This window comes from Yoonia sp. (assembly GCF_046292185.1).
Lineage (GTDB): Bacteria > Pseudomonadota > Alphaproteobacteria > Rhodobacterales > Rhodobacteraceae > Yoonia.
The window spans coordinates 1-18,196 of record NZ_JBKBQY010000027.1; the positions used below are offsets into that span (position 1 = coordinate 1).

Genomic DNA, 18,196 nt, shown 5'->3' on the forward strand with positions numbered 1-18,196 from the left:
AATTGCTTTTCCAGCGTGTGCAGCGGATTCAGCGACGTCATCGGTTCCTGAAAGATGAAACTGATATCGTTGCCACGGACTTTGCGCAGGGCGGCTTCATTCGCGCCGACCATTTCAACGCCGTTATAGGTGATCGACCCCGACATCACCGCGCTGTCACCCAATAACTGGACAGTGGACAGGGCGGTGACCGATTTGCCAGACCCGCTTTCGCCGACAATCGCGACGGTTTCGCCGCGCCCGACATGAAACGATACGCCGCGCACCGCATGGGTGATGGCCCCATCCTGTCGGAAGGCGACCCGCAGGTCGCGCACATCAAGGATCGGCTGGGTCATTGCTGCGTGGCCTTTTGGGCTGTGATCACGTCCTCTGATGTCACGACCGGCACGGACCCGTCCGCGACAAAGGTCTTGCGCGGGTCAAAGGCGTCGCGGATCCCTTCAAAGATAAACACCAAAAGTGACAGCATGATCGCGAAGGTAAAGAAGGCGGTGAAGCCCAGCCATGGCGCTTGCAGGTTCTGTTTGGCCTGCAGGGTCAATTCACCCAGCGATGGCGCCGATGATGGCAGGCCGAAGCCAAGGAAATCAAGCGACGCGAGCGTGCCGATAGCACCCGTGACGAGGAAGGGGAGCATCGTCACTGTCGCCACCATCGCATTTGGCAGCATGTGGCGGAACATGATGGTCCGGTCGGGCACGCCCAATGCCTTGGCCGCCCGGACATATTCCAGATTGCGCGCACGCAGAAACTCTGCCCGCACGACGCCTACCAACGCCGGCCAGCCGAACAGAACGGTAAGGAACACGAGCAACCAGAAACTTCGTCCCAATATCGCGAAGACGATGATGATCACGTAAAGTGACGGGGTGCCGGTCCAGATCTCGATAAACCGCTGGAATGTCAGGTCGGTCCAGCCGCCGAAATAGCCTTGCACCGCGCCTGCCGTAATCCCGATCAGCGAGGCGGATACCGTGACCAGCAAGGCAAAGACAATCGACAGGCGAAAGCCATAGATCACCCGCGCAGTCACATCGCGTTTGGTGTCGTCGGTACCCAGCCAATTATTCGCCGAGGGCGCTGCGGGGGCCACGCCCGGAACATCAACGATGGTATTGTAGGAATAAGGAATAGGCGGCCAGATCATCCAGCCGCGCTGGAAACCTTCGCCCAGTTCCCCGCCCGCTTGAACGGCGGCGATCATGCCTTCGGGGTCGTCGAAACAATCCTCCATCCCGCCGGTGCGAATGAGGCATTGCACCTCGACATCCTGATAGCGGGCCTGGGTCGGGAAATCGCCACCAAAATCGCGTTCAGAATAAAATTGCACAATCGGCATGCGCAATTCGCCCTGATAGCTGACAAGGATCGGTTTGTCGTTGGCGATCACTTCGGCCATCAGCGACAGGCCAAACAGCACGCCAAAAATGATCAGCGACCAGACAGCCCGCCGGTTGCGTTTGAAATTGCGCCAGCGGCGTTGGTTCAGGGGGGACAGGCGCATCAGTTGCGTGCCTCGAAATCAATACGCGGATCGATGAAGACATAGGTGATGTCGGTCAGGATACCGACGACGAGCCCGATCAGGGAAAACGCGAACAGCGTGCCGAAGACGACGGGATAATCACGGGCCACCGCCGCCTCGAACCCCAAGCGCCCCAGACCGTCGAGCGAGAAAAGCGTTTCGATGATCAGCGACCCGCCGAAGAACACACCGATGAACAATGCCGGAAAGCCCGAGATCACGATCAGCATCGCATTGCGGAAAACGTGACCGTAAAGCACGCGCGACTCAGACAGCCCCTTGGCCTTGGCAGTGATGACGTACTGCTTCTTGATCTCGTCCAGAAAGCTGTTCTTGGTCAGCAGTGTCAGCGTGGCAAAAGCCGAGATCGTCGACGCCAGCACAGGCAGTGTAATGTGCCAGAGATAATCTAGGATTTTCCCGATCAGCGTCAGGTCTGCAAAATTCGATGACGTGAGCCCACGCAAGGGGAAAATGCGGAAATAGGACCCGCCTGCAAACAGCACAATCAGCAGGATCGCGAACAAAAACCCGGGGATCGCATAGCCGATGATGATCGCTCCGCTGGTCCATGTATCAAAGGGTGTTCCATCCCGGACGGCCTTTTTGATACCCAGCGGGATCGAGATCAGATAGGCGATCAGTGTGGACCACAGACCCAGCGTGATCGAGACCGGCATCTTCTCCAGCACCAGATCGAACACGCTGATCGACCGGAAATAGCTGTTGCCGAAATCGAACCGCATGTAGTTCCACATCATGTTGAAGAACCGCTCAACCGGAGGCTTATCAAAGCCGAATTCGCGTTCCAGCTGCGCAATGAATTCCGGCGGCAGGCCGCGCGCGCCCACGTAATCACTGCTGCTCTGTCCGCCGAAGTCGGCATCGCCACCGCCCCCCGCGAAGCTTTGGAAAACATCGCCGCGCCCTTCGAGGTTCGCAAGAATTTGCTCGATCGGACCGCCCGGCACGAATTGCACCAGTGCAAAATTGATGATCATGATCCCGATCAGGGTCGGAATGACCAGCAACAGCCGTCGGAAGATATAAGCGCCCATATTTACCGCAACGCGCCAGCGGCGATCAGGGCATCGTATTTATCTTGATTGAACCACCAGTAATCCAGATGGCCCAAGCCGAATTCGGGCAGGTTTTCAGGATATTCGAACATGTCGAAATAGGCGACCCAGTTCTGGCCGAGATACCATGTCGGGACCATGAAGTATTCATAGCGCATTACACGGTCAATGGCCTGCACGGCAGCTGCCATTTCATCATAGTCGCTGGCGTTGGTCACGAATTCGGCCAGAGCGTCCACGGCAGCGGAGCAAAATCCAGCAGGGTTGAATACGTCATCACGGTCTTCGCAGCCGTATCTTTGGTTCAGCCCGGTCCCTTCCTGCAAGCCGGCACTATATGCGCCAAACAGCATGTCAAAATCATTGGATTGGGTACGGGCCTGATATTGTGACGGGTCTACGCGGGTATAGGTGACGTTCACCCCCAGACGTTGCAGGTTCTCGATATAGGGCGTGATGACCCGATCAAAGGCCTGCCGCGTTTCAAGAAATTCGATATCCAACGTGCGGCCATTTTCGTCGCGCAACCTACCATCGGCGTCGGGAGTGTAACCTGCCTGCGCCATCAGATCCAGCGCGCGACGCAGATTCGCCCGGTCGAGCGGGCGGTCGCCGCTGGTATGGGGGAGCAAGGCGTCTTGCGTGAAAATGTCTTCCGGTAGCTGATCGCGGACGGTCTCAAGCATTTCCAGTTCACGGCCTTCGGGCAGACCGGTGGCACGCAGGCGATCTGTTTCCCAGAAACTGGTGCGCTGGCGGAACAGGCCGTATTGCAGGTTTTCATTGGTCCATTCGAAGTTGAACATCAGCCCCAAGGCCAGCCGAACGTTGCGGTCCTGAAACTTTTCGCGCCGCGTGTTGAACACGAACCCGGAGGCGGCAGGCGGCGTGCCGTCTTCCAATGTATCCTGCACGACCCAGCCGTTGCGGATCGCAGGGAAATCATAAGATGTCGCCCAGTTGATCGAGGAACTTTCCCTGCGGAAGGTGAATTCACCGGCTTTGAACGCCTCGAACGCGGCAGAGCTATCGGCGAAATATTCCACCCGGATCGTATCGAAATTGGCTCTTCCGCGCATCAGCGGCAGGTCCTGCCCCCAGTAATCGGGGTTGCGCTGGTAGATAATTTGGCGGCCCGGATCAACATTGCCCAACATATAAGGTCCAGTGCCCGGCGCTGTCTGCAGGCGGCTTTCATCCAGTCGCGCGCCAGTTTCGTCGAACCATGCTTTGGACATCACGATGGCATTCGCCATCTGGCTGACCCGGCCCCGGCGGGGCGAGTCCGGGTTGAAGGTGAATTTGACGGTATAATCATCCACCGCTTCCCAGCCGGTGACAAGCTGGGTGATGCCCGCGCGGAAGGACGGTGTGCCTTGTTCGCGGAAGGCCTCATGCGTAAAGATCACATCGGCGGCGGTCATCGGCGTGCCGTCAGAAAAGGTCACGTCATCGCGCAAGTTGAAGATCACCCATGCTTGATCGGCGGGATATTCCAGCGTGGTGCAAAGCAGGCAATAATAGGCGCCCACCTCATCGTCGGTAGTGTCCATCATCCGTTCATACATGATCGACGACAGTGCGCCCGGCGTCCCAGAGAGGGTGGCAAAAGGGTTCATGCTGTCGAATGACCCGTCTGCGGAAACGCTGATCTCGCCTCCTTTGGGCGCGTCGGGGTTCACATATTCCAGATGGGCGAAATCGGCGCTATATTTCAGATCGCCATATTCGTTAAACCCGTGGGAAACGGTGATGTCGTCCTGCGCGTGGATCTCACTGGCAGCAAAGACAACGGCGACACTGACCAGCGACCCCATGACCCAACACGTCAGCCGATACGCGGCGCGGTCTTGCGTCTGGGCTTTGGCGTGGACCTTGGGGGGACGAGGCATGGCAATCTCCACGTAGCTGAAATGTAAACTGAAGCTAATTCGCTCAAAGGCAAACATTCAAGTTGCGAATGCGTGATGAGAGGGTAGTTGCACACCAAAATCCATAAAAAAGGCCGCCCCAAGGGGGCGGCCGCTGCCAGATGTCCGGTCTGCTCAACCTCCGATAGTTTCGAGATAGGCAATCAGGTTGGCGCGGTCCTGAACCGAACGCATACCGTTATATCCCATGGACGTCCCGGGGGCATAACCGCGGGGGTTTTCCAAAAACCCGTTGAGGCTGTCATGGTCCCAGACATCGACCACCGCGCTCAGAGCGCCGGAGTAGTTGAAATCGTCGTAGAATTCAACGGGCCGGCCCACGACATCATAAAGCGCAGGACCGGTGCCATGCGCGCCCGATTCCAGCGCGTGACAGGCGCGGCAATTGCGCCATAAGGTTTCGCCATCCGCAGCGCTCGCCGATGCCATGATTTCGGCAAAATCGACCGCCTCGGCTTCTTCGCCGCCTTCGGCGTCATCTGCGCCCTGCACCTCGATTGCATAGGCTTGTTCGCTATGGCCATGACCGGTGCCGAAATAGATCGACGATGCCAGCCATGCTCCCAAAAGGTAAACAAGCAAAGTCGCGCAAAGCGCACCAACGGCTTTTGTAACGGTCATTGTGTCGAACATGTCGCGGTCCATCCAGTTCAAGTTTTGGGGTTATCTATCTGGTTCCCCCCCGACCTTGCAAGGTATACTGGCGCGACCAAGTGCCCATTTTTTGCAGTTGCCGCCCGGAGAACACGAACTTGTCACGAAAAATCGCCTTTCAGGGGGAATTGGGCGCCTATGGCCACGAAGCCTGCGCCACAGCCCGCCCCGATTACGCACCGCTGCCCTGCCCGACCTTCGAGGCCGCGATAGAAGCCGTGCGTGTCGGTGACGCAGATCTGGGGATGATCGCGGTGGAAAACTCCACCTATGGCAGGGTCGCAGATGTGCATTCGCTGCTACCCGAAAGCGGGCTTCATATTGTAGACGAAACATTCGTGCGGGTGCATATCAACCTGCTGGCCAAACCTGCGGCGCGTCTGCCGGATATCACCGTCGCGTTTGGCCATCCGGTGATCCTGCCGCAATGCGCGGGCTTTTTGCGGGCGCATGGCATCACAGGTCGGACAAGTTCCGACAACGCGCGTGCGGCACGTGAAGTCGCGGAAGGCGCGGATTTGCATGCTGCGGCGCTGGCATCGGAACTGGCCGCCGAAATCTATGGGTTGCAAGTGCTTGCCCGCCACATCGAAGATCACGACCGCAACACCACCCGGTTTCTGATCATGGCGCGCGATGCAGATCACACGCGGCGTGGCGATCATGGCATGGTCACGTCCTTCGTCTTCCGGGTCCGGAACATTCCTGCCGCGCTGTACAAGGCGATGGGAGGTTTCGCGACCAATGGCGTAAACATGACCAAACTCGAAAGTTACATGGTCGGCGGGGCCTTTACCGCCACACAGTTTTATGCCGAGATCGAAGGCCACCCCGAAGACCGCAACGTCCAGCTCGCGCTGGAAGAATTGGGTTATTTCACCGACCTTCTGCATATCATGGGCGTGTTCCCTGCCGCTGCCCGTCGACACGAACAGGGCTAGCCCTAGGCATTCTTGCGGTAATCGTCCTCGATCCCTTGGGCGTAGTCACCCATACGTGCCTTGAGCCGTTCGTTAAGCCGTGATTTTGCCAGCTTCAACGATTGCAGCAAAAGCCGTGCCGCCAGCGTGCGCGCCCTGATCTCGATGCCGACCGCGACGCGCGTGCGTCGCGGCGATAACGAAACAAGAACCACCTGCGTGGTGAAGTCCAAGCCATCGATCCGCGTGGTGACCAGATAAGAGTCGGGTCCGTCCAGCGCGGTCAGGGTGCTGACAAATTCCCGTTCGCGCCCACGCACAGGTATACGGATATGCCAGACTGCCCCCACCGCGACAGGCGCACCGGAGTGCCGGTTGATCTTTGCACCTTCGCGCATCGCACGCCGCTCAAATGCCCCGAAATCGCTAACACGCGAAAACACGTGGTCAAGCGGCGCTTCGATATCTTCGCGGTTGCTAAGCTTCATGCGGCGCATCCGTATAACTGCGGTCGGCCAACCAATTGTCGATGAGAAAATGCGCGATCGCCCCTTTTCGCGCCGGACGGATGGTCGGGTGCAAACCGGCAAAGGCCGATGCCATATCCTCGCGGCTGACCCAGATCGCATCCTCGATCTCGGTACGGTCAATCGTCAGTTCAGTGCCCAGCGCCTCGCCCGCACAGCCAAACATCAAGGACGCAGGAAATGCCCAAGGCTGGCTGGCCAGATAGCGCACGGTACCCACGCTGATGCCCGCCTCTTCCAGCACTTCGCGTCGCACGGCAGCCTCAATTGTTTCGCCAGGTTCGACAAAACCTGCGAGCAGCGAGTACATCCCCTCTGGCCACCCCGGGGACCGGCCCAGAAGCACGTTGTTGCCATGGGTGATCAACATGATCACGACCGGGTCGGTGCGCGGGAAATGATGGGTACCGCAGGACGGGCAATCGCGCTGCCAACCAGCCATACTGATCACGCTCTGCGCACCGCATCTGGCGCAGTACCCATGCGACTGATGCCAGCCGATAATGGCCTTTGCCGTCGCGGCCAGTTCTGCATCGCGCGGGGTCAACCGCGTCATGATCGCGCGAAGCTCTGCGAAACCGGCGCCGGCGGGCATGGCCGGGTGTTTTTGCTCGGACGGGTCCAGAAACGTGTCCAAGTGTGTGATATCCAGGTCCGGCGGGGACCAGCCCGATAGATCGGCGGCAAGAACCGGCCCGGTTTCATCACGCCCCAGCAGGATCAGGTCAGCCAAAGTATCGGCCATGATCGGATGATCCAGCGCGACCTGCACCAGCGCATCATCCATTATCATCGGTTTGCCACGCCACAAAAGGATCGCGCGCGCACCGGGAATTGCGTCAACCGCAGCCGAGTCAGCGCGCAAATCCGCTGCCCGGTCCAGACCAGAACCCCCGAAAGTCACCTTTTCACTCAATATCATACGCCTCGAATGCCACGCTGCACCAACAAGTTCAAACTTTTCCGTCAGCTTACGGTAGCATTGCTGGATTTTCATCCTATGGTTGAAAAAGGGTAAATATGACATGGTTGTGAATAGGACAAACAGGTGACTTGCGCCGCGACTTTACGAGTACTGGTAACGACTGATCTGCATATGCAAATCCTGCCTTTCGATTATTTTACAGGACGGCCGGACACGACAAGGGGATTGGTTCAGCTTGCCGACCAGATTATGGCACTGAAATCAGATCCGGAAGTGCTGACACTGCTGTTTGACAATGGGGATTTTTTGCAAGGGAATCCACTGGCCGATACCATCGCACAGGCTGGCACCGACGACGGCACCCATCCGATGATCGCCGCATTTGGCGCGCTGCACTATGATGCGGTGGCCTTGGGTAATCATGAATTCAATTATGGGCTTCCTTTTCTACGTGCTGCCGTCAAAAACGCGGCATTTCCAGTCCTTTGCGCGAATATCAACTGGCGCGCAGAAATCGCCTGTGCACAGCCCTATGCGCTACTGAACCGAGTGGCGCGATGCACAGACGGGCGTTTGCGTCCAATCAGTATAGGCGTTCTCGGGCTTGTGCCGCCGCAGATAACGGATTGGGACCGCGCAGCGCTGCGAGGCACAATAGGCACAAGCGACATGGTAGCCACAGCAAGACGGTTGGTGCCGAAGATCAAGGCTGCGGGCGCAGATGTAATCATCGCGCTGTGTCACACCGGGATCGGCGCGGCAGAATATGTGCCGGGCATGGACAATGCCGCCGTACCGCTGGCGGCGGTGCCCGGCATTGATGTCATACTGACTGGCCACAAACACGAAATCTTTCCCGATCCCGGACGCAAACCGACCCCCCACATAGATCCGGTCGCTGGGCAATTGCATGGCAAACCGGCCGTCAGCGCGGGATTCTGCGGCAATATGCTGGGCGTCATCACGCTCGACCTTGAATATGATGATCCATCAGGCTGGCGCATAAGCAGGCATGAAAGCAAAATGATCCCGGCCTCCACTGCCCCGGCGCAATCCAAGGTCAGTCATCAGATTGTCGATACGCTTCAGCCCCATCACGCGGCGACGCTCGCGCGGATCTCCCAGCCGGTTGCGCATACGACAGGCAGGATTCATAACTTTTTTGCTACAGTTGCTGCGGATTTGCCACGTCATATCCTTGCCGAGGCGCTTCTTGCGGATGCGGCATCCTGCCTGCCCGGACTGAAATTGCCACTGATTGCGGCTGTGTCGCCATTTCATGTCGGCGGGCGGGCAGGTGCCGGACATTATATCGATGTTCCGCCCGGCCAGATCAGCCAAAGAGATATCTGCGCATTTTATCCATATGCTGACACGCCCGTGGTCGTTCGGCAGACCGGGCAGGCCTTACGTGACTGGCTAGAACGAGCGGTTTCCGGCTATTGCCGGATCGCCCCTGGCAGCGCTGGACAGCCCCTGCTGAACCCGCTTTTTCCCGCCTATACGTTCGATGCGCTTTTCGGCCTGACTTATACTGTCGATCTGAGCCGTCCCGCGCGGCATGATGCCGCGGGCAGCCTCATCGTGCCACAGACCAACCGGATCGTCGACCTGCGCTATCTTGGTCGCCAGGTCCAGCCGGATGATCTGTTCGCGGTCACGGTCAACAGCTACCGCGTATTCGGTGGCGGCGGGTACCTGCCCATCCCGGAAGCCGACATTCTGCACCGATCCCGGCAGCCAACGCAGGATATTCTTGCCGACCATTTGCGCCGTCAGCCGCCCCTCGACGTGGTGCCGCGCACCGTCTGGCGCTTTGCCCCCGTGGCGGAAGCGCGGGCTGTGTTTAGCTCTGCCCCGGAGGGCAGGCATCACGCACAGCACCCGATCCGGCACCTCGGCCCCGGCGAAGCAGGCTTTCACGAATACGAACTGGTCCTGTAACGGGTTGCGCTCAAAGTTCAGCGGCCCTATATGGAAATCGAGAGGTTGGCGCGGGCGAGTGCCTCGCCAACCTGGTCAGGTCCGGAAGGAAGCAGCCATAACGAGCCCCACTTGGGTCGTTGTCCAACCTCTCACATTACCCCAGTCGAGTGCTTTGAAAATGCAGGAAACACCAAATTTCCATGAGGTGTTGGCACAAAATCTGCTACAAAGCCTGCTACAAACAGGGGTGACGAGACCGCATGAAATACGTTCAACATGTTCGCAAGGAATGGCGGCTCAGAATCACGGTGCCCTCGGAACTTCGTGCGATCGTCGGTTGTCGAGAACTGGTTGCGCGAAACCTACCACAAGACATGCGCTCAAGAAAACGCGTCGCTGCGCCAATCATCGAACGTTTCCTAACGCAGCTTGACGACGCACGTGATGCCCTTGTTGCAGCGAACTCAGCGGTCGCTCCAAGCACGTCGATGCTCGCCAAACAACACTATGCCAAGGCTTTGTCGGTGGACGACGCCAAGCGCGTGGCTATGCCTGATGCGTCAGCGATCAAATCTGAACAGGAGCGGATCAAACTGCTGATTGACACTGGCAAGATCTCCAACGATCGGCCTATTGAAGCGATCACTTGACGATTCAAAGCTCGCTTCATGCTGGGCGGTGATGATCTTGCCCCCTGTGGCCAGCGTCTCGAACCCTTTCGCGAAGACGACGCTGGCGTGCCATTTCCAGAAAGGTCATGCCGAACTGCCGCTTGAACGAGCGTCGCACAGTAGAAAGTTCATAGCCCAGCTGTTCGATATGCCCCTCCGTCCAGCGCAGGTCAGGGCGTTCATCCAGCGCATGAAGAAGCGCTGCGATGGTCGGATCAGCCAAGGCAGCCGCCTGTAGCGGATGACACCGCTTGCAGGGACGAAACCCCGCCTCGATACACTCGCCAATCGTGGCGAAGAAAGTGCAGTTTTCCTTCTTCGGTTTGCGGGCGGGGCAAGTCAGCCGACAGAATACGCCGGTGGACGAGACGCACACAAAGGCTTGCCCATCGAAACGGTTATCGCGGGCAAGCAGCATAGAGTGTCTGGTGGTCAGGGAGATCAAATAACATTTGCCACGTCTACCACTGCACGAAGTGCTGCGTCGCCGGTTTTCAGGCGTCTATTCATTTTCCTGTCGGAATGGACAAAAACGCCTGGCATAATGTGCGGAACACAAACGGTAGTTTCCGCATGTGACAAAAACGGTTGAGTTTTGTCCGGCGAACGCCTGACAGCAGACCCTCACCGGCAGGCTGGTCGCTGTGCGTAGTGCGGACATTGCGGTCGTTCGGTTCTGTCACAGCGATGTCATTCGAGCTGAATAAGTTTTGGCAATGCGGCACCGTCTTTTTGTTTTGTTCATCCTCACGTAGACTCAGATCACCGGTTGGGGTGCGGTAAGCGTGCTTCCCGTCCTCGCGAGGCATATTTCCAGCGAGTTCGAGCCATCCCTGCCTTCAATGAACATTGCGGGCCATCACTGACGGCCCTTACCAGACCTTCGCTCTTTGCAGCATGCTGCTTTACAGTTTCACCGAACCAGCCATTCGCATTTGCGAGACAGCTTTGCTCCTGCAATCCGAGTTCAGATTACTCGGCCGCGACGGCCAGTGCCCTTCTGTCGAGCTGGCCCGATAAACGGGTTAGCACGATGGCAACGACTACTATGAAGGCACCGACCAATGGGGCTGAGGCCAAGCCCGCGCTCTGCACCACGATCCCGCCGAACCAAGCACCAAGGGCGATCCCCATATTGAAGGCGCCGATGTTCATGCCAGAGGCAACGTCTACTGCATCCGGGCTGACCTCGCGGGCAATCTGCACGACGTAGGATTGCAGCGGTGGCACATTGGCGAAGGCAAAGCCGCCCCAAAGTCCGACCACCGCTATCGCCAGAATCGGGTGTGTCAGCACCGCGCCGAGGGCGGCCAGTATTAGCGCCAAGCCGGCAAAGATCAGCGTCAGCGCAGGCACCGGCCCCATGCGGTCGGCCATTTTGCCGCCCAAGATGTTGCCTGCTGCAACCGAGGCACCATAGAGCAGGATTATCAGACTGACCGAACCGGCGGTCATGCCCGTCACTTCGGTCAGCATCGGTGCCAGATAGGTGAAGGCCACGAAGTTGCCACCATAGCCAATTGCAGTGATCAGATAGACCAGCAACAGTCGCGGCGAGGTCAGCACCTGAAACTGTGCCCTCAGGCTTGGGGGCGTCGATTGTGGCATATTCGCGGGCACAAGCGCCGCACTGGCGACCAACCCGATCACACCGAGGACCACGACCCCGAGGAAGGTCGATTGCCAGCCGAAGACCTGCCCAATCCAAGTACCGAGCGGCACGCCGGTGACCAGCGCCACGGTCAGCCCCATGAAGACCATCGCGATGGCTGAGCTTTCCTTCTCCCGCGCTACCAGGTTTGTAGCGATGGTCGAGGCGATGGCGAAGAACACCCCGTGCGCCAGCCCGGTAATGAAGCGGGCCGCGAGCAGGCTGTTGTATCCGGGTGCGACGGCGGCAAAGGCGTTGCCCGCGATGAACAGCGCGAGCAGCGCCAGCAGCAGTGACTTGCGCGGCAGACGTGCCGTCAGTGCGGTCAGCACCGGCGCGCCGATGGTGACGCCAAGGGCATAGAGGCTGACCAGCAGCCCAGCTGACGGCAGAGACACGCCAAGGCTGGTTGCGATGGTGGGAAGCAGACCGACGATCACGAACTCGGTCGTGCCGACGGCAAATGCGCTGATCATCAGCGCCCAAAGGGCGAGGGGCATGGAAATATCCTTGGTTGTCGATTTCACTCGACCAGACAGATGGCAGGCTCTAGCCTTTGCGTGAACGGTCAGTATTGAAAAGGCCCTTTGCGCATGACGCAAAAGCTACCACAAACGGGTGATCTTGCTGCCTTTGTCGCGGTGATTGAGGATGGCGGCTTTGCCGAGGCCGGACGCCGTCTTGGCGTTGCGCCTTCGACCCTCAGTCGGACCGTGACGCGGCTGGAGGCGCAGCTGGCCGTGACGCTGCTGCGCCGCTCCACCCGCGGGATCGAGATGATGCCTGAAGGGCGCGATCTGCTGGAGGCTGCGCGCGAAATCCTGACCCGGACCGAGGCGCTGGCGGACATCGCAACTGGCAGTCGCGCGCCGCGTGGGCCGCTGCGGGTGAATGCGCCGGTGCCCTTCGTGCTGCATGTCATCGCCCCGCGCCTGGCCGAATTCCACGCCCGCTATCCGCAGATTGAGCTAACGCTGGACATGACCGACCGCATCGTCGATCTGATCGACGCCCATGCCGATGTCGCGATCCGCTTCGGGCCGCTGCCGGACAGCGACCTCTTGGCCCGCAGCCTTGGAACGGCCGAATGGCGGCTAGTGGCGGCGCCGGGGTATCTCGACAGGCATGGGCATCCAGGCAAACCGGGTGACCTTTTGCGCCTGCAACAGGTGCGCTTTGCCGCCCCCGCCCATATCAACACGCTGCGCTTTCGCGGGGTGCCTGATCCGGTCATGCTGCCCACCTCAGTCACCGCCGCCAATGGCGAGGCGGTGCGGCAGCTGGTTCTTGGCGGTCTGGGAGTGGCGCGGTTCTCAGACTTCATGATCGACAGCGACATCGCCGAAGGCAGGGTGATCGAGCTGTTTCCAGGTCAACTCGACATCCCGCCCCTCCAAATTTCCGCACTGTATCTCGTCCGAGCCTCCGGCCTGCGGCGGCTGGCGGTATTTCTGCATTGGCTTGAGGAGATCACCGGCGGAACCATTGTGACTACCCGAAGATAGAGACGTTCTTTTTAGCGGCTCACGGCAGCTCTCGCGAACAACGGCATTCCCAACAGCGCTGAGATCACCATGCCGCAACTACTCGCTATTCGTGCAACCCCTGTTCGCCGTTTCCATATTTTGCTGGGGTTGATGGTCCTTGTAATCGCCATCAATTCGGTTGTCGCAGGTTGGTTCGGCGGCGAGCTTGTTCTTGTCAACGGAAAGGCAGGCATCATTGCCGTCAAAGATCTTATAAAACAAGGCTGATTGTCTCTAGTTGTGACACACCGGCGCTTACCGGACACTCGCCGCCTGGTCGGCAGCTGCATTGCAGCGTCACCGAACCGGTCGTTCGTGAATCGTGCAGCATTTTCAGGTGGCAGGTGGCGGAAGTGCGGGACCTTACTGCCGTTCTCTGCATCTGCGTAATAACCGTTCGCGGTTGCGGCATCACCGACGTGGACGGCGGGTTCCGGACATTCGCTGCGTTGCGCACCATTAATTTCAACTATCTCGGAAGCGGCCATTCAAATACCGAGTATCGCCTTGAATATCGTTAGGCAGATAGGAATAGCGCTATCCAAATGTTCGCCGAACTGCCAACCCTTCGCAGGCGATATGGGTGACAGTAACTCCGCAATATAGTGCTGACGAAGTCATTAATATTTATTCGTTCAAACTAGGACGAGCAACTGCAGAATGATGACGGCACACTTAAACAAAAGCCTGACAATATACCGATCCCTGCTTGGCCGTCCCGCATCCCTACGATCGCCGCAACATCGTCCCTCTCCACAGGGACCATACGCCGGAGTTTTCACAAACCTCGGCGCATGTGTTGCTTAATTTGGTTTCTGCAGTGCATTGCTCTGCGGCAGGTCTGTGCTTCGTGCCGCGAGCCAAGCCAATACTGGTCCCGCAACGAACAACGAGGATGCGGTCGCAATCACCACGCCTGCGATCATCGGCCAAGCAAAGCCCGCGACCGCAGGACCGCCCCAGATCGCCATTGGCAACAGCGCCGCCATGCAACTGCACAGAGGCTTAAAACGACGATGGCGCCCACAGTTCACACTAACGATACCCCAACACCTCGCGAAGCGCTTGCACTGCCGCAAGGGTGGAACCAGGATCACGATCCGGTTCTATCCCCCGGATAAACTCGACCCAGGCCCTCTCATTTGCGGAAAACATGGATGGCTTTTTCTGGGCCTTTACCACAACACCTGCGCCGGTCATTTACCGAAGATCGCACGAAACGCAGCGCGAGAACGAACCGTCAAAGTTGGGTCGCTATGCCCGCTTGCATCGCGTAGCTCCTTCAGCCAAGCGGTTTCGTTTTTGGAGACAATCGTCCCGAAAACATCCTCAACAGCAAGTGCTGTCGTGGCATAGCCATCCTGTTCAAGCGCAAGCCTGAAGAGTAGCCTCGGATCGCATTCCAATGCACGCGCCAGCGCCGGCACCCTGTCCAATGCAAGTTTTGTAGCGCCGGATTTCAACATCCAAACCATGTTCGGATTTGCAAAGCCAGCCTCGGCGGCAATCTCGTTTTGCTGCTTGCGGGGGCGCAATTCGAGCGTTCTTCTCTCGACAAGTTTTGCGAGCCGGGTTTCTGCGTGGGGGTGTTTTACCATCGGGTGTTTGCTTTCGCTAGACATCACAGAACTCGTTGAACTGCTTGCTTCAATTATAGCGATGCGACGATGGGGCTCTCGAGGGAACAGTCTGGTTAAACCAAACGCAGGAAGGGGCCGACGCCCCTTCGGGTCGAGGTCATTCAACCATGGCGAGGCAACATTCTGGTTCGCGCTTCGGAGCGCAGCACGACCTCGATGAGTATCTAGCGTCTGCCGTGGCAATTTAGATACAAGTCGTGCTACAAAAACTGCTACAAAGATAGATCTGGCAGCCATCCAAGTAACTGTTTTTATTACATAATATCTCTAAAGTGAGAAGTCCAACCTCTCACCTTATCCGTCTTTGTATGCTGTGAATACCGACGCCAAGCGTGGCGCAGCACGGCTCTTCCGCCAAACCGATCACCGGTCTAGGAAGGGCGGGCGTGATTGCCCGCCCTTGTTATCGTCACGCTTGCGTATCACCTTTGGCCTTACCGCCGGCAGCCTCGCTTGCATGGCCGATGACGCGTTTGGCGGCATCTGCGGTGCGGTCTGCGATGACCTCGCCGATATTTTTGTCCTCGGGCAACAAGCCTTCAAGATCGGCGCCCACATTCTTGATCTCGTCTTTGACATCGTTTGCGGCAATCTTCGCGGCGGCGATGGCTTTGGCCCGTTCTTCACGATAGATTTGCTGCGCCTTGGCGTAAAGATCATCGCTGGCGGCACCCATAGCGTCATCTTCGACCTTGGTATGCGGTAATAGGCCACCGATCGCGGCACCTGCTGCGACGGCCAAGGCCCCCACGACTAGCGGCTGGTCGTCAAACAGGCCCGATGCGGCCTGTCTGCCTTTTCTCAGAGTTTCCTGCGACGTCTGGCGTGCCTCGAATGCGGCGTGACGGGCGGCCAGCACGCGGGATTTCGCCTCTTCGGAAAGGTCTTCGATCCCGTGAGACAATCGTTCGGTAAGGTCAGACGCCGCAACACCTACGCGCGCGGCAGAGGCACGGATCTTCTCCATCACATTTTCTGGCGTGGTGGAAATCTGCGCATCCTGACCGCCAAAGTCACCATGCTTAGACTTCCGGCTGTTGTCGTACCAATCGGTCTCCGACTTTGTGCGGGCTTTCGTTGACTTGTTGCGCCCCTGCCCCAGAAACAGCCAAGCAAGTCCGACAGTGGTCATCACCACAGCGGTGGGATTGCGGGCAATGGTGTCAGAGATGGTTCTGCCCAGATCCCCGCCTTGGGTACGGACCATGTCGTTGATGTCACTGACTATGGTATTGACGGAAAACTTGTCTTGCAGGTCGTTGATCGTGTCGCTGAGCGCGGCGCGTTCGCCAGCGATGTCGCGTTCGATTTCATCTGCGGTGGGTGAATTATTTGTCATGGAAAGTTTCCTTTATGGCTGCGGCATCACGCTGGACGCTGCGCGCGGTTCGGGTCGGCACGAAGCCGATCTTGGTGAGTGAGGATTTGGCGATGGCGAAGATGATCAGCGCGATCACAAGAAAGCCCGCGCCGACAACGGCCGGTGCCCAGTGCGGCGACAGTCCTGCCCTTACGGAGAAAGCGACAAGAGATGCCGCTGCAACGTTCAGGCCGGTGATCGCCAGGACCAACGCAACTGCCATGGCCGCGAGGGATGCTATGGCTTTTTTGAAGCTTGCTGCGACTTCGGCGCGGGCCAGATCAGCTTCCTTGCGGACAAGGTTACTGACATGGGTCATAATTGCCGACATCAGCTCACCTGTGGATTTCGGGCGTTCGGTATTCATGATGGCACAGCAGGCATCGGCTGTGCGTTGAAGTTTCCCTCATCCACATCGGCGCTCGCCTGACTATCCCCTTCGGGAAAACCGCGGTCCGCGAAACGCTCCTGATGATCGCGCGTGGCCTTGGCGAAACGGCTGGCCGCGAAGCCAAGCAGGGCTGCGCCGCTCAGAAACAGGATCGGGTTATCGCGGGCGACCTTGCTGGCCATCTGGACGATCTCGCCGAAATCCTTGTCGCGGATCTGATCGGATGCGTCGGCAAGGCTGCTGGATATCTGCCCCAGTGTCCTTTCCTGTGCCGATCCGCTGCGCATTTCATCTGAAGCACGGCGCAGGGCATCGGCGACGCCTTTGACTTCGCCAGCAACATCCGATTTCGTATGGTCAGCCTTGGAACGTACCTCGCTGACCGTTTCGTCAAACTTTTGCGATGCGGCTTCCTTGATGTCAGAAGCGACGCTGCTGACCTGAGATTTTGCCGTTTTCTGGTTGAATGATGTCTTTGTATCTTCTTCATTTGTCATTGGTTTGACCTTTCCGGGAATAAGACTGCGACGCGCGTCCCGGCCCGTCGCAGAGTCCAGTGTTCTGGCGCTTTCACGCCCTGCGACAACAACCCGCATCATCGCAAGTCGTTCCAGCCCAGTCGAAAAAGAAGCGCGGGTTCCAGCCTGCCGCAGAAGGTCGATACGCAACCATCGTTGTACCGCAGAGAGCGCAAAACGCGGGTCAGGTTGCTTGTCAGTCTGTCGGCGGCCGCGGGGCCACTCATCGCGCCGCCCGTAGCGCTCAGCAAATTCAGCGATAGAGTATGTCGCATCCCGGCGCGCAGTCAAAAACGATCCCCCATAACTAGGCCCCTTGCTTTCGTCGTCGGTCAGAAAATTCAGCACTTCTGACGAGGTGCCGGGACCGGGCCATTAGTTAAACGCTGCAACGTGGCTGGTAGGATAGCGCATCGCGGCCTTTGTTCTCCGGGCAGCAAGGTACTGCGTTACGCACTGAGAGGTGTGAAAGTCATTGGTGCATTACTGGTCGCGGGTTTCGTTCCTTCAGAAGATAGCTACAACTCAGAACCCCTTCCAAAGCCCCGGGGTCGTGGCGAGTTCAAGTAAGTTGCCATCAGGATCGCGGAAATAAAGGCTGTGTCCGCCGCGTTTCCAATCTGAAGTACCTTCGATGGTCACCGCGTGATCCGCTAATCGTGCGCGCCAAGCGTCCAACGTCTCGGGGGCTATCGCGAAGGCCATATGGATCTGCCCAGAAGCATCATGCGGCGGAATCACGCCACCGCCAGTCTCTACGGGTTCGGTTGTGCCACCGCGGATGAACAACAAAAGAACGCTTTGCTGATTGACGCTATAGGCGCGCATACGGTCATCTGCATGCAAAACATTCCTCAAGCCCATAACGTCTTCATAAAAGGTCGCCGCGCGATCAAGCTCCGCCACGTAGAGGGCGGTTTCCAGAATCGATAAAAGCTGTGGCATGGCC

Annotated in this window: 19 protein-coding genes, 1 other RNA gene and 1 pseudogene; 6 read left to right on the plus strand and 15 right to left on the minus strand. The window is 58.2% G+C overall.

The features are described 5' to 3' along the window. The 5 genes from ACK4TM_RS06985 to ACK4TM_RS07005 form a co-directional block, all read right to left on the minus strand. Positions 1–338, minus strand: a 338-nt coding sequence (locus ACK4TM_RS06985; protein ID WP_409698801.1) for an ATP-binding cassette domain-containing protein, incomplete at its 3' end; no start/stop codon positions are given. Further along, positions 335–1,507: an ABC transporter permease gene (locus ACK4TM_RS06990; protein ID WP_409698804.1), complete on the minus strand. Its 1,173-nt coding sequence runs from the start codon at positions 1,505–1,507 to the stop codon at positions 335–337. The genes ACK4TM_RS06985 and ACK4TM_RS06990, both read right to left, overlap by 4 nt. Continuing rightward, the gene (locus ACK4TM_RS06995; RefSeq protein WP_409698807.1) at positions 1,507–2,586 is read right to left on the minus strand and encodes a microcin C ABC transporter permease YejB; all 1,080 of its coding nucleotides are present in this window, start codon (positions 2,584–2,586) and stop codon (positions 1,507–1,509) included. The genes ACK4TM_RS06990 and ACK4TM_RS06995 overlap by 1 nt, the downstream gene beginning before the upstream one ends. A 2-nt stretch (positions 2,587–2,588) precedes the next feature. Next, entirely contained in the window at positions 2,589–4,499 is a 1,911-nt protein-coding gene (locus tag ACK4TM_RS07000; protein ID WP_409698810.1) for an extracellular solute-binding protein, read from the minus strand. Between the two features lie 153 nt (positions 4,500–4,652). After that, positions 4,653–5,171, minus strand: a complete 519-nt coding sequence (locus ACK4TM_RS07005) for a c-type cytochrome (protein ID WP_409698813.1) — start codon at positions 5,169–5,171, stop codon at positions 4,653–4,655. 119 nt (positions 5,172–5,290) lie between these two features. Here ACK4TM_RS07005 and ACK4TM_RS07010 point away from each other — a divergent pair, with 119 nt between their 5' ends. Next, positions 5,291–6,133, plus strand: coding sequence for a prephenate dehydratase (locus ACK4TM_RS07010; RefSeq protein ID WP_409698816.1), 843 nt, complete (start codon positions 5,291–5,293; stop codon positions 6,131–6,133). Positions 6,134–6,135: 2 nt separating this feature from the next. On the opposite strand, the gene ACK4TM_RS07015 is transcribed toward ACK4TM_RS07010, so the two are convergent. Further along, on the minus strand, positions 6,136–6,600 hold the full coding sequence (locus ACK4TM_RS07015; protein WP_409698819.1) for an SRPBCC family protein: 465 nt from the start codon (positions 6,598–6,600) through the stop codon (positions 6,136–6,138). Next, entirely contained in the window at positions 6,590–7,561 is a 972-nt protein-coding gene (gene nudC, locus ACK4TM_RS07020; protein WP_409698822.1) for an NAD(+) diphosphatase, read from the minus strand. The genes ACK4TM_RS07015 and nudC overlap by 11 nt, the downstream gene beginning before the upstream one ends. Positions 7,562–7,687: 126 nt before the next feature. Between nudC and ACK4TM_RS07025 the strand changes: the two genes are divergently transcribed. The 3 genes from ACK4TM_RS07025 (at position 7,688) to ACK4TM_RS07035 (ending at position 10,140) form a co-directional block, all read left to right on the plus strand. Then, positions 7,688–9,508, plus strand: coding sequence for a 5'-nucleotidase C-terminal domain-containing protein (locus ACK4TM_RS07025; RefSeq protein WP_409698825.1), 1,821 nt, complete (start codon positions 7,688–7,690; stop codon positions 9,506–9,508). Positions 9,509–9,546: 38 nt separating this feature from the next. Beyond that, an RNA gene (gene ffs / locus ACK4TM_RS07030) (signal recognition particle sRNA small type) lies at positions 9,547–9,645 on the plus strand. Positions 9,646–9,750: 105 nt separating this feature from the next. Then, the gene (locus ACK4TM_RS07035; RefSeq protein WP_409698911.1) at positions 9,751–10,140 is read left to right on the plus strand and encodes a hypothetical protein; all 390 of its coding nucleotides are present in this window, start codon (positions 9,751–9,753) and stop codon (positions 10,138–10,140) included. Here the strand turns inward: ACK4TM_RS07035 and ACK4TM_RS07040 are convergent. Both ACK4TM_RS07040 and ACK4TM_RS07045 read right to left on the minus strand, forming a co-directional pair. Continuing rightward, positions 10,135–10,613: pseudogene (locus tag ACK4TM_RS07040) on the minus strand (bifunctional transcriptional activator/DNA repair enzyme AdaA); the annotation flags it as partial. The gene ACK4TM_RS07035 and the pseudogene ACK4TM_RS07040 sit on opposite strands and share 6 nt — an antisense overlap. Positions 10,614–11,133: 520 nt before the next feature. Next, positions 11,134–12,312, minus strand: coding sequence for an MFS transporter (locus tag ACK4TM_RS07045; protein ID WP_409698828.1), 1,179 nt, complete (start codon positions 12,310–12,312; stop codon positions 11,134–11,136). 93 nt (positions 12,313–12,405) lie between these two features. On the opposite strand from ACK4TM_RS07045, the gene ACK4TM_RS07050 reads away from it, so the two are divergent. Both ACK4TM_RS07050 and ACK4TM_RS07055 read left to right on the plus strand, forming a co-directional pair. After that, positions 12,406–13,317, plus strand: a complete 912-nt coding sequence (locus tag ACK4TM_RS07050) for a LysR substrate-binding domain-containing protein (RefSeq protein ID WP_409698831.1) — start codon at positions 12,406–12,408, stop codon at positions 13,315–13,317. 69 nt (positions 13,318–13,386) lie between these two features. Beyond that, complete coding sequence (locus ACK4TM_RS07055; protein ID WP_409698834.1) at positions 13,387–13,566, plus strand: hypothetical protein; 180 nt, start codon at positions 13,387–13,389, stop codon at positions 13,564–13,566. 575 nt (positions 13,567–14,141) lie between these two features. Here the strand turns inward: ACK4TM_RS07055 and ACK4TM_RS07060 are convergent. From ACK4TM_RS07060 to ACK4TM_RS07085, 6 genes are all read right to left on the minus strand, one after another. Next, on the minus strand, positions 14,142–14,327 hold the full coding sequence (locus tag ACK4TM_RS07060; protein ID WP_409698837.1) for a hypothetical protein: 186 nt from the start codon (positions 14,325–14,327) through the stop codon (positions 14,142–14,144). A gap of 207 nt (positions 14,328–14,534) precedes the next feature. Continuing rightward, complete coding sequence (locus tag ACK4TM_RS07065; protein WP_409698840.1) at positions 14,535–14,936, minus strand: XRE family transcriptional regulator; 402 nt, start codon at positions 14,934–14,936, stop codon at positions 14,535–14,537. 451 nt (positions 14,937–15,387) lie between these two features. Then, positions 15,388–16,317 (minus strand): DUF3618 domain-containing protein, encoded by a 930-nt coding sequence (locus ACK4TM_RS07070; RefSeq protein WP_409698843.1) that lies wholly within the window; start codon positions 16,315–16,317, stop codon positions 15,388–15,390. After that, positions 16,307–16,705, minus strand: a complete 399-nt coding sequence (locus ACK4TM_RS07075) for a phage holin family protein (protein WP_409698846.1) — start codon at positions 16,703–16,705, stop codon at positions 16,307–16,309. Before ACK4TM_RS07075 ends, ACK4TM_RS07070 begins: the two co-directional genes overlap by 11 nt. Beyond that, positions 16,702–17,226 (minus strand): hypothetical protein, encoded by a 525-nt coding sequence (locus ACK4TM_RS07080; protein WP_409698849.1) that lies wholly within the window; start codon positions 17,224–17,226, stop codon positions 16,702–16,704. Before ACK4TM_RS07080 ends, ACK4TM_RS07075 begins: the two co-directional genes overlap by 4 nt. A 546-nt stretch (positions 17,227–17,772) precedes the next feature. Next, positions 17,773–18,192: a VOC family protein gene (locus tag ACK4TM_RS07085; RefSeq protein ID WP_409698852.1), complete on the minus strand. Its 420-nt coding sequence runs from the start codon at positions 18,190–18,192 to the stop codon at positions 17,773–17,775. Between the last annotated feature and the right edge of the window lie 4 nt (positions 18,193–18,196).